The sequence below is a fragment of the Acidisarcina sp. genome (assembly GCA_035539175.1).
Classification (GTDB): Bacteria; Acidobacteriota; Terriglobia; order Terriglobales; family Acidobacteriaceae; genus JANXZS01.
Genome location: DATLIY010000007.1, coordinates 257297 through 270685, shown reverse-complemented (window position 1 = coordinate 270685; position 13389 = coordinate 257297). Strand labels below are relative to the sequence as shown.

The following is a 13389-nucleotide window of genomic DNA, read 5'->3' as shown; positions in this document are numbered from 1 at the left end:
CGGGCAATCGAATTTCAGGGGGTTGGATTCAGGACCGCTGAGGGGCGTTCGCTACTCGAGGGAGTGAACCTCTCGCTCGAGGCCGGCACGACAACCGCGGTGCTGGGCCGCAGCGGTTCGGGAAAGACGACTCTCCTGCGCATGGTGAACCGGTTGCTGGAGCCAACCAGCGGCACCGTTCTTGTCGAGGGCGTGGCGACCATAGCCTCCGATCCTATCCAGTTGCGGCGCGGCATCGGATACGTGATTCAGGAGACGGGGCTGTTTCCGCATTTCACCATCGAACGAAACATTGGCCTGGTTCCTGAGCTTGAAGGATGGCAGAAAGACGCGATCCGCGCTCGCGTAGCGGAAATGCTCCAACTGGTGGGGCTGAGCGAGGCTGGCCTGGAGAAGCGCTATCCTCACCAGCTCTCCGGTGGGCAGCGGCAGCGTGTGGGCCTGGCGCGGGCACTGGCTGCCGATCCTGCAATCCTGCTGATGGACGAGCCGTTTGGCGCGCTCGATCCGCTGACGCGCGCGGAGATGCAGGAGATGATGTGCCACCTGCTGCTGCGGCTGAAGAAGACGGTGCTGCTGGTGACCCACGATCTGGACGAAGCGCTCTTCCTGGCTTCGCGCCTTGTGCTGGTGGAGAAGGGCCGCCTGGTTGCGGATCTGGCTTCCGCGGAGTTTCTGCGGTCTGACATTCCAGCTGTGCAGGCCTATGTGCGCGCCTTTCGCAGGCGGGAGGCGGCATGCTCATGAGTGGCTTCATCGCGGAACATGGAACAGAGATCCTGACGCTGACAGTGGAGCATTTGTGGCTTACGGGAGCAGCTATGCTGTTCGCCATCGCCATTGGAATCCCAACCGGGATCTGGCTGACGCGGCATGCTCGCTGGGCCCGCTGGGTGATCGGGATTGCCAATATCATTCAGACCATTCCAAGCCTTGCGCTGTTTGGGTTGCTGCTGCCGCTGCCGTGGCTGGGGGAACGCGCTGCACGCATCGCGATCGTCGCGCTGACGGGGTATGCGCTGCTGCCGATCCTGCGCAACACATACGCGGGAATCCGGGGGCTGGAGCCGGCGGTGATCGACGTTGCGCAGGCGTTGGGCATGACGGGCTCGCAGCGGCTTTTCAAGGTGGAGCTGCCGCTGGCCGCAGGCGTCATCCTTGCCGGGGTGCGCACGGCAACGGTCACCTGCGTTGGAATTGCGACCATTGCGGCAGCGGTCGGCGCAGGCGGGCTAGGCGAATTTATCTTTCGCGGAGTGGCTTCGGTGGATAACCGGCTGGTGCTGGCGGGGGCTTTGCCCGCTGCGGCGCTGGCGCTCGGCGCGGATGCATTGCTGGGACTGGCGGAGCGCTGGTTGCGTGTCCCTGGACGGGAGCAGGCGTGAGGCTGAGTATCAGACAGACCATCAGGCGCACCATCAGGCGGACCGTTCGGATTGCATGCCTTGCCGGGTTGCTGTGCGGCCTGATGCTCGTGGGAGCCTGCAGCCCACCGCGCCCGGATCATCCCGTTATCGGGGCAAAGAATTTTACGGAGCAGGTAATTCTTGGGGAGTTGCTGGCGCAGCATATCGAAGCGACGACAGGGCTGCGGGTGGAGCGGCGTTTCTATCTCGCCGGAAGTTACATCGCGCATCAGGCGCTTATCTCGGGCCGCATCGATGGATATGTGGAGTACACCGGCACGGCGCTGACGGCGATTCTCAAGCAGCCGTTGCAGCGCGAAGCTGCGAGGACGAGAGAAACCGTTGCGCGGCTTTATCGTGAAAAGTATGGAGTGGAGATGACTCCGCCGCTGGGTTTTGAGAACACGTTTGCGATGGTCATGCGCGGCGACGATGCACGGCGACTGGGCTTGCGCACCCTCAGCGATATCGCAAAGGTTGCACCAACGCTGCGGCTCGGGGTGGGCTATGAGTTCCAGGAACGGCCTGATGGACTGCGAGGAATGTCAGCGACCTATGGACTGCATTTTGCAGGGACGCCGAGGGTGATGGATCTCGGCCTGCTGTACCGCGCGTTGAATGCAAGGCAGGTGGACATTGTTGCCGGAAACTCGACGGATGGCCCCATAAGGGCCTTCGGACTGGTGGCGCTCGAAGATGACAAGCATTATTTCCCTCCGTATGAGGCGGTTCCGCTGGTGCGGGAATCTGCGCTGGAACGCTGGCCGCAGTTGCGTAGTGCCCTTGCCGGTCTGGGTGATAAGGTAAGTGCGGAAGAGATGCAATCCATGAACAACGCGGTCGATGGAGAGCATCGCGATCCGGCCGATGTGGTTCGGGAATTTCGCGCACGCAAGGGTTTGTAACAGTATCGATTACTTTAAGGAATGGAAGCCATGGCAGAGAAGATGAGCGACGAAAAGAGCACTCAGCTTAAGGGTACGGAAGCTGCTCCGGTACCGCCCACAACAGGGCCGGAGCCGTGGCTGCGCGGAACTCATACCGAGACTCCCGCCGTGTTGCGTGCCGTCGTGCATGCCCTTGAACTGGCTCAGGAAGACCTAAGGCGTTGGTGCGGGAACCTGAGCGACGATGAGGTGAATGCGCGCCCGCATGGTCTGCCACCGATAGCCTTTCATCTGCGCCACATGGGACGCAGCGCTGACCGCTTGCTGACCTACGCAGAGGGCAGGGAATTGAATGCTAATCAACTGCTTGCGCTCAAGGCGGAGATGGACCCCGGGGCCACTCGCGACGGCTTGCTGGAGGAAGTTACCCAGGCCCTCGAGAATGCCATGCATCGTGTTCAGGCAATTCGTGGCGGCGGGTTGGAAGCGCCTCGCACCGTCGGCAGAAAGCAACTGCCAACTACAGTGGCTGGATTGGTCGTCCACGTAGCGGACCACACGCAACGCCACGTCGGGCAGGCCGTGACCACAGCGAAGATACTGCTGGCGCAGCGGGGGTAACTCGCTCCGCGGGCCACGCCGGCTCGGCGTAACGCAGGAGTGCGGTGCGAGCGGCAAATTACGATTCCGGAACCAGCTTATTTCTGCACTGCATGGGGAGACATTTGTTCCAACACTCGAAGTATTTGCTGTTCCTCTCGCTTGCGTGTGCGGCGCTGCTCCTGCATGTGGAGACGGCCCACGCCCAGGGTAACTACGAAATCCAGGTTTATGGATCGGACACCGTGGAGAGTGGCACCACGATGGTTGAGATCCATAGCAACTTTACGGTGGAGGGCAGCAAGCCACTCCCCGGAAGCCACCTGGCCGCCGATGGCACAGAAGCGACAAACCATGCACTCCACGAGACGCTGGAGATTACACGCGGCATTACTCCATGGTTTGAGACGGGATTTTATGTGTTCAGCAGCGCGCACTCTGGCGATGGCTGGGAGTGGGTTGGGGATCACATCCGGCCACGTGTCCGCGTGCCGGAGTCATGGCACTGGCCGGTGGGTGCGAGCCTTTCCGGTGAGGTGGGGTATCAGCGAGCGCGCTTTTCGCCGGATACCTGGTCGCTGGAGCTGCGTCCAATCCTGGACAAGCAAATGGGGCGCTGGTACGTGTCGTTGAATCCGGTATTCGACCGGTCGCTCCATGGCCCGGGAACCAGCCAGGGATTCACTTTTTCTCCTAACGCAAAGGTCGCTTATGACGTCCTCCGTTGGAAGAAAGAGGGGCAGGACAAGTCTATCTCTGCCGGGTTGGAGTACTACGGCTCGGTGGGCCGCCTGAGCAATCCGGATCCCTTCCGGGACCAGCAGCAGCAGTTCGTGCCTTCCGTCGATCTCAACATTTCTCAACAATGGGAATTCAACTTTGGCGTGGGGATTGGAGCTACGCAGGCCACCGATCACCTGATGGTGAAGGGGATTCTAGGCCGCCGCTTTAATTTTGGCCGATCGCGGAAATAGAAGGCGGGAGGAATACGGTTGGTGGGCGGTGAGGGATTCGAACCCCCGACATCCTGCGTGTAAAGCAGGCGCTCTAACCAGCTGAGCTAACCGCCCCTTGGGGAGAAATAAGAGTGCAGGAGTGATTCGCTGCGTTCTCTAATGCCAGTCTATCAGCTTCTTCTATTCTGCTTTGCTGCGAGGGGGTGAGGGAGTTGTATTTCGTGGTCCGAAGGGCAAAACATGGTTCGTCCGCGCTTTCGGCATTGCGCGATTTGGCTCGGGTATCCAACCCCGCTGGTGTGCCAGGCGCTCGAACCGGAAGACTACCGCGGACGCCAGAACCGCTGCAGCGAGGAGGAGCACAGACCCGATACCGATGCCCAATGCGAACTTGAAGCCTTGAAAAATCATCTTCCAACCTCTAGAAACGGATATCAAAAGCCGAATCCAATCTATTTCAATTTTGAATTCTGATTACCAGACAGGAATGGGTCAGTGACCTTGCACACGCATGGTCTAATTTTCTCTTGATACACTTTCGCCAGTGAAGCGACTTATTGTCAATGCGGATGATTTTGGTCTAACTCCGGGCGTCAACCGCGCGATCCTCGATCTGAATGAGCGCGGCGTGCTGCCTTCGACCACCCTGATGGCGACGGCGGAGTGCTTTGAGCCGGCTGCCCTTGCAGCAGTCGCGCAGTCCAGTCTTGGGACAGGGTGCCACGTGACCCTGGTTGACGGCAGGTCCTGGCTCGCAGGAGATCAGCTTCCGCGGCTGACCGTGGGCGCGACGGGCCTCTTCCGGAGGACGCTGGGGAGCTTCGTGCAGGATCTGCTTCGGAATCGGATTCCGGAGGCTGAGATCGAGGCCGAGGCCACCGCGCAGATTCGCCGCCTGCAGAGCGCAGGGGTGCGGGTGACGCACGTCGATACGCACAAGCACACGCACATGTTTCCCGGGGTCTACCGGCCACTGCTGCGCGCTGCGATCACGTGCGGCGTTCCGGCGATTCGCAACCCATTTGAGCCGGAGTGGAGCGTGCGGCTGACATCGAATGCCGGGCTGGTGCGCAGGCTGCAGGTCAGGGGACTGCGGTGGATGCGGAGAGGCTTTCTTGATGCGGTGCGCCAGGCGCGAATCGCGACAACCGAGGGCGCGATCGGCGTGCTGGCGACCGGAACGCTGAATGCTTCCATCCTGCGCGCCTTTGTCGCGGCTATGCCGGAGGGGGTTTGGGAGCTCTGCTGTCATCCCGGATATCAGGATGCGGAGCTAGCCGCGGTTCGAACCCGCCTGCGGGAATCGCGGGAGATCGAGCGGGAGGCACTGCTGGAGGTTCTGCCCCACGCTGCGGGAATCTCGCTGATCCACTTTGGGAACCTGGCGGGTGGGAGCGCAACAAACGGAGACGTGACCAGTGGAAATCTGGCCGCGGCTCCCGCCAAGTCGCACTGATACCGCAAAAGAATTTCCGCTCCCGGCGACTTGCCGGTTCATCGAACCATTGACCATAGAAAAAGCTCGTGGCCATACAAGAATCTCGAATCCTGCGTTCAGGGAGTCAAAATTGAAGATAGGAATTACCTGTTATCCAACCTACGGCGGTAGCGGCGTGGTTGCCACGGAACTGGGGATTGAACTTGCGGTCGCCGGACATGAGGTTCATTTCATCACCTATTCTCAGCCCTTCCGGCTGACCGGGCGCGAGCGGGGCATCTCGTATCACGAGGTGTCGGTGTCGAACTATCCGCTCTTCGAGTATCCGCCCTACGACCTGGCGCTGGCGACGCGCATGGCTGAGGTGGCGGAGTATTACGAGCTGGATCTGCTGCATGTGCACTATGCGATTCCGCACTCCGTCAGCGCGCTGCTGGCCCGTCAGATGCTGGCTGCGCGCAATCGCAAGCTGCCGTTCGTGACGACCCTGCATGGTACCGACATCACCCTGGTGGGCCTGGACCGCTCGTATCTTCCCATCACGCGCTTTGCGATTGAGGAGAGCGATGGCGTGACGGCAATCTCCAGCTATCTTCGCGAGAAGACGGTTGAGGAATTTGAGGTCCAGCGCGAGATCGAGGTGATTCCCAACTTTGTGAATTGCGATGTGTATGCTCCGCTGGACGAGAGGCGGGAGGCGGCACGCAAGGTATTCGCGCCCAACGGCGAAAAGATTTTGTTGCATCTTTCCAACTTCCGGCCGGTGAAGAGGGTGGTGGATGTGGTGGAGGTCTTTTCGCGGATTGTGCATCGCATGCCGGCACAACTTCTCCTTGTTGGCGACGGCCCCGATCGCTCGGCAGCGGAGTGGCTGGCGCACAGCAAGGGGATTCAGAACTCTGTCCATTTCCTGGGGAAGCAGGAGAGCGTCAATGAGCTGCTGCCGGTCGCGGATCTTATCCTGATGCCCAGCGAGATGGAGTCCTTCGGACTGGCTGCGCTGGAGGCCATGGCCTGCCAGGTTCCGGCGATTGCGACCACTGTGGGCGGCGTTCCGGAGCTTATCGACGACGGCAGAACGGGACGATTGTTGCCTGTGGGAGACGTGGATGGCATGGCCGAGGCTGCGATTCATCTGCTCAGTCATCCCGAGGAACTAAGGGAGATGGGGCTGGCGGCACGCCGTACCGCGCAGGATAACTTCTGTGCTTCACGCATCGTTCCCAGGTATGTGGAGTATTACGAGAAGGTGCTGGCCCAAACCAGATAGCCCAGACGACCGAACGAGGAACCAAATGGGACAGGCGGAGAGCTAGCTCCGCCGGACAGCTTCGCCGCGCTCGGCTACGGGCAACTCGATTACCACAAGTGTGCCGCGGCCGGGGCGGCTTCTGACGGAGAAGAGAGCCTCGTTGCCGTAAAGAACCTCCAGGCGCTCCTGCACATTTCGCATGCCGATGCCGGAACCACGCGGAATGATGCTGTCCTCGGGGCGCTGGCTGATTCCGACACCGTCGTCTTCCACCTCGACGACCAGCCTGCCACCTACCAGACGGCTGCGAACCGTAATAGTGCCTCCGCCAACGCGTGGCTCCAGCCCATGCTTGATGCTGTTCTCGATTAAAGGCTGCAGCAGGATGCTGGGAACCAGGATTCCCAGCGTTTCGGGGTCAATCTCCTTCACCACCTTTAGCTTTTCCGCGCCAAAACGCACGACCTCGATGCTCAGATAGTCGTCGGTGAAATTCAGCTCTTCGTGAAGAGGCACGTAGGAATCGTGGTCGCGCAGGAGGGCGCGGAGAATGTTGGCCAGCTTCACGATCATCTCGCGTGCGAGCTCGGGCCGGAAGCGAACAAGGGAAGCGATGGAGTTGAGAGTATTGAACAGAAAGTGCGGATTGATCTGCCGCTGCAGGGCATCGAAGCGAGCCTCCAGGAGCAGGCGCTGCTGCTCTTCCAGCTTCTGCTCGATGCGGAGCGCATTCCATATCTTGAGCGGAATGCCGACAACCATCGCAGCGCAGGTATAGATCAGCAGCCGGATTCCCCAGCTATCCGTTGTGAGTGCGAATAGAAGGTGGGGATAAAGCGTGTTGAGCCATTCACGGCCAATTTCCAGAGCCACAATCAGGATGAGCAGCAGAATCTGCCGGTCGAAGCGAGGCTTTCGCAGGTTTCTCCGAATCCAGCGATAGATGCTCAGATCGACGAAGGGAGAGAAAGACCACACCTCATCCCGCTCCACGAAGCGCCCGAAGATGCCCGAGACTACCGCCACTGTCAAGTTAAAGGGAAGGGTGAGGTATTCGTGGTAAAGCATTGCCGGGATAGACAAAATGGCCGCAGACATCAGTGCTGAAAAAGGTCCGATGAGGACCGCGATAATGATGACTGTTTCAAACGCGATATCACCGGCAAGAAAGTTGGGCACCCACCGCCGCATCCCTACGCCAAGAGTGAGGGGAACCAGGATAAAGGCCAACAGGCCCATCGTTTCTCGCGTGGTTCTCCTGTCGGAGAAGAGGAGGCGCTTGAAGACGCGTGACCTGGCCAGACCGGCCGACACTGCAGCGGCGACACCCAGCTTCACCAGCAGTGTGCTCAGGATGAGTTTTGTCTCAATCACGTTTCTACTGTACCCCGGTGAGCCGCCGGCGGGGAAAGTATAGATAGGGCGGCCATTGTAAGCAGAAGTGCGGGACGCTGGTGCGTGCCAGATCGGAAGATTTCGAGGGCGCCGATCCCGGTATAATCAAGATATGGCGTTCGTTAAAGTTGTCCAGGTAGCGGATGCGGATTTTCCCAGCCGCTGGGGTCACTTCCGTATTCTCGGTTTCGAGGGGCTGCTCGATAAGCCGCGTCCCTGTTCCGCGGACTTCCTGAATAGCGAGAAGACAAAGGAAGGGCTGGTTGCGCTGGTGATGGGGGATATTCACTCCGCACCGCCAATCGTCCGTATCCACTCACAATGCCTTACCGGGGATGTCTTTGGCTCCCTGCGCTGCGACTGCCGCCCGCAATTGGAGCTGGCGCTCGAAACCATCTCGCGGGAAGGTGCGGGCATTCTGCTGTATGAGCAGCAGGAGGGCCGCGGCATTGGCCTGATGGCAAAACTCAAAGCGTATGAACTGCAGGACAATGGGCGCGACACGGTCGAGGCAAATCTCGACCTGGGCTTCAAGGCGGATTGTCGCGAATTTGAGCTTCCTGGCGAGGTACTGAAGAAACTGGGTGTTTCCTCGGTTCGCCTGATGACCAATAATCCCGAGAAGGTTGCAGCTCTGGAAGCACTGGGCATCCAGGTGGTGGAGCGTGTCTCCGCTGAGGTTGAGCCGCTTGAGACGTTCCAGCGCTACGTGCAGACCAAGCAGGACAAGATGGGCCATATCTCGGATCGATCGCTCGAACCTGCCTCATAAATTTCAAGGCTGTAATTCCAGGCTATGCAGTGTGAAAAAAGTCCGGGCGCAGGAGGATTCCCGCGCCCGGCGTAGAAATGACTTCGCGGATTATGCGAGGTCGAAGACAAGAACCTCGCTGTTGTTCGAGCCCTTTGCCGTAATCTCCAGCTTCTGCTCGTTGTCCGCCGCGACGGCATCTCCGCTGCTGAGCGAAACTCCGTTGACGGTGACCTCGCCGCGGATGATATGAACCCATGAGTGACGATTCTCGGCCAGGTCATACGTCAGGCTGTTGCCGGGCGTCAGCTCTGCCACGGAGACGCTGGCGTCCTGATTGATTGTGGCCGCTCCCGCTACCTTTCTGGGAGATGCAAGCAGCTTGAAGCGGTTCAGCTTCTCTTCGGGTGCAAACTTCAGTTGCTCGTAGCTGGGCACAGTCCCTGTCGTTTTCGGCTCAATCCATATCTGCAGGAAGTGAACCGGCTCCGTGTTTGAGCCGTTGAACTCACTGTGCACCACGCCGGTGCCTGCGGACATGCGCTGAATCTCATTCGGTCCCAGCAACTCGATATGGCCCATGCTGTCTTTGTGTGCCAACTTGCCTGCAAGCACATAGCTCAGGATCTCCATGTCGCGGTGAGGGTGAGCGCCGAAGCCCTGTCCCGGCTGAACGCGATCTTCATTGATCACGCGCAGGTCGCGATAGCCCATGTGTGCGGGATCATAGTAGTTGGCAAAGGAAAAGGTATGGTGTGAGTCAAGCCAGCCATGCTGGGCATGACCCCGGTCGTTACTTTTACGGATGGTAAGCATAATCGTTTCTCTCTTCTGGAAATAAGCTCGTAAATCTCTGGATCAGACGGTGAGCTGCTTCTCTCTGGTCAGGGCCATCTTGGCCGCAAGTCCCAGCTTCTTCAGGCCCGCATAGAGCGCCTTGCGTTCCGCGGCGGACAGCTCGGTGGTGATGAACTCAAGGTCCTGCCGATGCTGCACATAGATTTCGGAGATCAACTCTTCTCCCTTGGGCGTCAACTGCACGATGCGGATGCGGCGGTCTTCCTTGCTGCTCTTGCGCTGGACGAGGCCGCGTTCTTCCAGACGATCGATGGCCGAGGTCATGGAGGCGCTCGCGAGAAGAACCTTTTCGCCAATCGCGGAGATGGTCAGCGGTCCCTTATGCAGCAGAACTTCCAGAACCATGAAGTCGCTCAGGCATAGCCCTTGAGCGGAGACGCAGCTCTCCACATAGGAGGCAATCGATCCATAGGCCCGGGCAAGAACCAGCCAAAGGCGTGGAGCGGTGATAGGGGCGATTTTACTCATCTCTCTGAACTTCTAATATCACGATATAAGATATCTCGATATCGAGAAAAGATTCAAAAACTGATAGAAAGAGCGGGCGGAAAGAAAGGGCGGGAAAAGGCGGCATGAAGGGGGCAGCGGTGGGATGCAACTGAAGGAAGATTGCGAAGACTGTTGTTGCTATACGCACGGAAGCGGTGCCGCTCCTTGACGGAGGCTGCACCGCTTCTGGTTAGATTCGGCTACGTGGTCGCTACTTCGGCAGTACGGAGGGGTCGGAGAAGGAGCGCAGGTAAACTACCAGGTTCCAGACCCGGTCTGGCTTCGCGCGATCTCCCTCTGGCGGCATTTTTCCCTTGCCGTTGACGATGATGTAGTAGATCTCTCCATCGGTCATGCCCTTCAGCGTGGCGGGATCGTGAAGGTCCTTCATCGGAAGCTTCATGTCTGCTGCTGTTTCTCCCTTGCCGTCGCCCTTCTCACCATGGCACATGGCGCAGTCATATCCGTAGGTCTTCTTTGCAGCCGCGATGGATTCCGTTGTGGGCTTTATGGGATTCACCTGGTGTATGGCGCTTACGGGAATCTGGGAGGAAGTGCTGGTGGAAGGCGGGGTGCTCTCCTGCGTGAGCGCAGTGAGCCCCGCGCCTAACAGAGCGGTAATCAACAAGACAGGTTTCAACATAAATAGCCTCCATTTCAGAAGCGGAAAGCGTTATGGATTCGGACACGCCAATAGTACTCCCGCTCGGTTCCAGCGGATGCGGGAATTATGGCCCCATCTGGCGGAGTTGTGATGGAAGACACACCGGAAGTATCGAGGCGAGGCTCGTTCGCGCAATCGCGGAAGGAAGGGTAATCTGGTTACATTTCCCAACGGAAAGGCACAGCAGAAACCATGGAAGAACTGGTATTGAAGGCAGCGCACGATGCGAAGTGGGACTGTGTGAGTCTGGGCGAGGTGATGTTGCGGCTCGATCCGGGCGAGGGGCGCATCCATACCACACGCAGCTTTACGGCATGGGAGGGCGGCGGCGAGTACAACGTGGCGCGGGGCCTGCGGCGCTGCTTCGGTCTGCGTACTGCCATTGTGACGGCCCTGGCGGAGAATCCCGTGGGTCGATTGCTGGAGGATCTGATTTTGCAGGGCGGGGTGGATCCTTCGCTGATTCGCTGGGTTCCGTATGACGGCGTAGGTCGCGCAGTGCGCAACGGATTGAATTTCACCGAGCGCGGTTTTGGCGTACGCGCTGCCGTGGGATGCTCCGATCGCGGCAACACGGCTGTGTCATTGCTGAAGCCGGGCGAGATCGACTGGAACGCCATCTTTGGCGCGGGCGTGCGCTGGTTCCACACGGGAGGAATCTTCGCCGCGCTGTCGGGCGGCAGCCGGGACGTGTGCGCGGAGGCCGTGCTTGCGGCGCGCCGTCATGGAACGGTTACCTCTTACGACCTGAACTATCGCGACTCGCTATGGAAGGGAATTGGGGGGAAGCAAAAAGCGCAGGAGGTGAACCGCGAGATGGTTCGCCACCTCGATGTCCTCTTCGGAAATGAAGAAGATTTCTCTGCCATGCTGGGGATTGAGTTAGACGGCGTGACGGAGGATTTTGAAGAGCTTCCTGGCGCGGCTTACGAAAGAATGCTGCGCGAGGTAGCGGCGGCGTATCCCAATCTGAAGATTATTGCGACAACCTTGCGGACGGCGCGCACCGCGTCTCGAAACGCGTGGGGCGCTATGGCCCTGTACAAGGGAGACGTGGTGCACGTGCCCCAGCGGGAGGTCGACATCCTGGACCGCGTCGGAGGTGGGGATTCCTTCGCCTCGGGCCTGATCTACGGGTATCTCGCGGGTAAGCCTGCACGGTGGGCAGTAGAGTGCGGCGTGGCTCATGGTGCGCTGGCGATGACTACGGCCGGGGATACCAGTACGGCATCGCTGGCAGAGGTGGAACGCGTGATGAAGGGCGGATCTGCCCGGATTACGCGATAAAAACCGTTATGCGCGATCCGTCTCAACGAGACGAGGCCGCGGGATAGTTGAGGATTCGACGAGCTGAAGTGGATTTGGGGGAGGCGGCATGGGCCTCCCCGCAGCGGTGGGTTCTCAATTGGCGGATGGCTCCCACGAGCGAGCCGGTGAGACGCGGATTGAATTCGACCTCATACAGGCAACTGGCATCTCCGCGGTCACACTGCAGAACGCTCAGGTTTCCAGCAAGCTCGACGACGCGGAAATCCATTTTCAGGTGGACAGCCATCTCTTCCTCCATTGCTGCAAGCAGCGTAGGCGAAGAAAAGGAGAAAGTCAAGCGGGCAGTCGAGATTTTGCCTCTAACGCTCTCCCCGATGTCCTCTGGCGCTGGCAGGCGGACGGGCCTTACGTGGTGCCGCAGCTTGTGCAGCGGGTGTTTCAAGGACGTGGATGGTATGGAGCCAGGTCTCCATGAGAACCGGCCAGTGTGTAACGGGGAGCTCCGTAGGACGCAGCCCATAGCCGTGGCCACCCTGCGCGAAGAGGTGGAGTTCGGCGGGGACTTTGGCTTCCTTAAGGGCCTGGAAGTAGAACAGCGAATTCTCTTCGCGGACGAAGTCGTCCTCCGCCTGAACCAGGAATGTGGGGGGCGTGTGTGCGCTCGGCTCCTGCCCCGGAGCCAGACGGGTGACGGGGGCGTCAGCCGGACCCTTCATATCCTCCGGGCTGGAGGGATAGGCGAGATAGCCGGGGTAGATTAGAGCGGCAAAGTCAGGCCGCGCGTCGATAGCATTGGCCGAGGAGCCAGCCGGTGCGTAATCGTCATGATTGCTGATGATGGCGGCGAGATGGGCCCCGGCGGAAAAGCCGAGAACGCCAATCCTGTGAGGATCGATATGCCACTCCGCAGCATGCGAACGGGTGAGGCGCATGGCCTGTTGCGCGTCTTCCAGGGCGATGAAGCTGTCAGGGTAATGTTTCTCAATCGGAACCCGGTACTTGACCAGCACACAGGTGACTCCGATGGAGTTGAGCCAGTCGCAGACCTCGGTGCCTTCCAGGTCCCAGGCGAGCCTGACGTAGCCGCCGCCGGGAAAGACAAGGACGGCGGCGCCGGTAGCTTTGGCAGCAGGCGGCTGATAAAGGGAGAGTGTGGGCACGGCTACATCGGCAATTCGCACCACGGGTCTCCCGGCGACGAGATGGTCCGAAGGCGTGGTGACGTTGCGCTCTGGCCCGTCGACGTGCCAGGGCTCGGGGGTGCCTTGCGGCCATAAGGGGAGCGTGGTTTGCTGAGCCTGGGCTGAGGAAAGAATCGCTGTGGCGAGGAGAGCGGTGGCAATCGACAGGTGTATTCGCACGCGACAATAGTAATCCATCGATGAATGAGGCCGGTCTTAGAGAATGACAAAGAGGCCCGGGGG

At 59.7% G+C, this 13389-nt stretch carries 16 protein-coding genes and 1 tRNA gene; 10 read left to right on the top strand and 7 right to left on the bottom strand.

What is annotated here, in order from left to right; translation table 11 throughout:
- Positions 1 to 63 precede the first annotated feature (63 nt).
- The 5 genes from VM554_03820 (at position 64) to VM554_03800 (ending at position 3867) form a co-directional block, all read left to right on the top strand.
- The gene (locus tag VM554_03820) at positions 64 to 747 is read left to right on the top strand and encodes an ATP-binding cassette domain-containing protein (protein HVJ07484.1); all 684 of its coding nucleotides are present in this window, start codon (positions 64 to 66) and stop codon (positions 745 to 747) included.
- Positions 744 to 1385: an ABC transporter permease gene (locus VM554_03815; protein HVJ07483.1), complete on the top strand. Its 642-nt coding sequence runs from the start codon at positions 744 to 746 to the stop codon at positions 1383 to 1385. Before VM554_03820 ends, VM554_03815 begins: the two co-directional genes overlap by 4 nt.
- Positions 1382 to 2311 (top strand): glycine betaine ABC transporter substrate-binding protein, encoded by a 930-nt coding sequence (locus VM554_03810; GenBank protein HVJ07482.1) that lies wholly within the window; start codon positions 1382 to 1384, stop codon positions 2309 to 2311. Before VM554_03815 ends, VM554_03810 begins: the two co-directional genes overlap by 4 nt.
- Positions 2312 to 2341: 30 nt before the next feature.
- Entirely contained in the window at positions 2342 to 2914 is a 573-nt protein-coding gene (locus VM554_03805) for a DinB family protein (GenBank protein ID HVJ07481.1), read from the top strand.
- Positions 2915 to 3018: 104 nt separating this feature from the next.
- The gene (locus VM554_03800; protein ID HVJ07480.1) at positions 3019 to 3867 is read left to right on the top strand and encodes a hypothetical protein; all 849 of its coding nucleotides are present in this window, start codon (positions 3019 to 3021) and stop codon (positions 3865 to 3867) included.
- Between the two features lie 19 nt (positions 3868 to 3886).
- On the opposite strand, the gene VM554_03795 is transcribed toward VM554_03800, so the two are convergent.
- A tRNA-Val gene (locus VM554_03795) sits at positions 3887 to 3963 on the bottom strand.
- Positions 3964 to 4089: 126 nt separating this feature from the next.
- On the opposite strand from VM554_03795, the gene VM554_03790 reads away from it, so the two are divergent.
- The 3 genes from VM554_03790 to bshA all read left to right on the top strand — a co-directional run bounded on the left by VM554_03790 (position 4090) and on the right by bshA (position 6557).
- Entirely contained in the window at positions 4090 to 4323 is a 234-nt protein-coding gene (locus VM554_03790; protein HVJ07479.1) for a hypothetical protein, read from the top strand.
- 70 nt (positions 4324 to 4393) lie between these two features.
- The gene (locus VM554_03785) at positions 4394 to 5305 is read left to right on the top strand and encodes a ChbG/HpnK family deacetylase (GenBank protein ID HVJ07478.1); all 912 of its coding nucleotides are present in this window, start codon (positions 4394 to 4396) and stop codon (positions 5303 to 5305) included.
- 112 nt (positions 5306 to 5417) lie between these two features.
- Positions 5418 to 6557, top strand: a complete 1140-nt coding sequence (bshA, locus tag VM554_03780; protein ID HVJ07477.1) for an N-acetyl-alpha-D-glucosaminyl L-malate synthase BshA — start codon at positions 5418 to 5420, stop codon at positions 6555 to 6557.
- 42 nt (positions 6558 to 6599) lie between these two features.
- Here bshA and VM554_03775 read toward each other — a convergent pair whose 3' ends face one another.
- Entirely contained in the window at positions 6600 to 7913 is a 1314-nt protein-coding gene (locus tag VM554_03775; GenBank protein ID HVJ07476.1) for a histidine kinase, read from the bottom strand.
- 133 nt (positions 7914 to 8046) lie between these two features.
- Between VM554_03775 and ribA the strand changes: the two genes are divergently transcribed.
- Complete coding sequence (gene ribA, locus VM554_03770; protein ID HVJ07475.1) at positions 8047 to 8706, top strand: GTP cyclohydrolase II; 660 nt, start codon at positions 8047 to 8049, stop codon at positions 8704 to 8706.
- Between the two features lie 90 nt (positions 8707 to 8796).
- Here ribA and VM554_03765 read toward each other — a convergent pair whose 3' ends face one another.
- From VM554_03765 to VM554_03755, 3 genes are all read right to left on the bottom strand, one after another.
- The gene (locus VM554_03765; protein HVJ07474.1) at positions 8797 to 9501 is read right to left on the bottom strand and encodes a pirin family protein; all 705 of its coding nucleotides are present in this window, start codon (positions 9499 to 9501) and stop codon (positions 8797 to 8799) included.
- A gap of 42 nt (positions 9502 to 9543) precedes the next feature.
- On the bottom strand, positions 9544 to 10011 hold the full coding sequence (locus VM554_03760; GenBank protein HVJ07473.1) for a MarR family transcriptional regulator: 468 nt from the start codon (positions 10009 to 10011) through the stop codon (positions 9544 to 9546).
- Positions 10012 to 10243: 232 nt separating this feature from the next.
- Positions 10244 to 10675: a cytochrome c gene (locus tag VM554_03755; GenBank protein ID HVJ07472.1), complete on the bottom strand. Its 432-nt coding sequence runs from the start codon at positions 10673 to 10675 to the stop codon at positions 10244 to 10246.
- A 213-nt stretch (positions 10676 to 10888) separates the two neighbouring features.
- On the opposite strand from VM554_03755, the gene VM554_03750 reads away from it, so the two are divergent.
- Positions 10889 to 11983: a sugar kinase gene (locus VM554_03750; GenBank protein ID HVJ07471.1), complete on the top strand. Its 1095-nt coding sequence runs from the start codon at positions 10889 to 10891 to the stop codon at positions 11981 to 11983.
- Between the two features lie 22 nt (positions 11984 to 12005).
- On the opposite strand, the gene VM554_03745 is transcribed toward VM554_03750, so the two are convergent.
- Entirely contained in the window at positions 12006 to 12251 is a 246-nt protein-coding gene (locus tag VM554_03745) for a hypothetical protein (GenBank protein HVJ07470.1), read from the bottom strand.
- 73 nt (positions 12252 to 12324) lie between these two features.
- Entirely contained in the window at positions 12325 to 13326 is a 1002-nt protein-coding gene (locus tag VM554_03740) for an alpha/beta hydrolase (GenBank protein ID HVJ07469.1), read from the bottom strand.
- Between the last annotated feature and the right edge of the window lie 63 nt (positions 13327 to 13389).

Coding starts and splice junctions, on each gene's coding strand:
- VM554_03755 (HVJ07472.1), bottom strand. CDS start 10,675: ATGTTGAAACCTGTCTTGTTGATTACCGCTCTGTTAGGCGCGGGGCTC.
- VM554_03805 (HVJ07481.1), top strand. CDS start 2,342: ATGGCAGAGAAGATGAGCGACGAAAAGAGCACTCAGCTTAAGGGTACG.
- VM554_03790 (HVJ07479.1), top strand. CDS start 4,090: ATGGTTCGTCCGCGCTTTCGGCATTGCGCGATTTGGCTCGGGTATCCA.
- VM554_03750 (HVJ07471.1), top strand. CDS start 10,889: ATGGAAGAACTGGTATTGAAGGCAGCGCACGATGCGAAGTGGGACTGT.
- VM554_03760 (HVJ07473.1), bottom strand. CDS start 10,011: ATGAGTAAAATCGCCCCTATCACCGCTCCACGCCTTTGGCTGGTTCTT.
- ribA (HVJ07475.1), top strand. CDS start 8,047: ATGGCGTTCGTTAAAGTTGTCCAGGTAGCGGATGCGGATTTTCCCAGC.
- VM554_03815 (HVJ07483.1), top strand. CDS start 744: ATGAGTGGCTTCATCGCGGAACATGGAACAGAGATCCTGACGCTGACA.
- VM554_03765 (HVJ07474.1), bottom strand. CDS start 9,501: ATGCTTACCATCCGTAAAAGTAACGACCGGGGTCATGCCCAGCATGGC.
- VM554_03745 (HVJ07470.1), bottom strand. CDS start 12,251: ATGGCTGTCCACCTGAAAATGGATTTCCGCGTCGTCGAGCTTGCTGGA.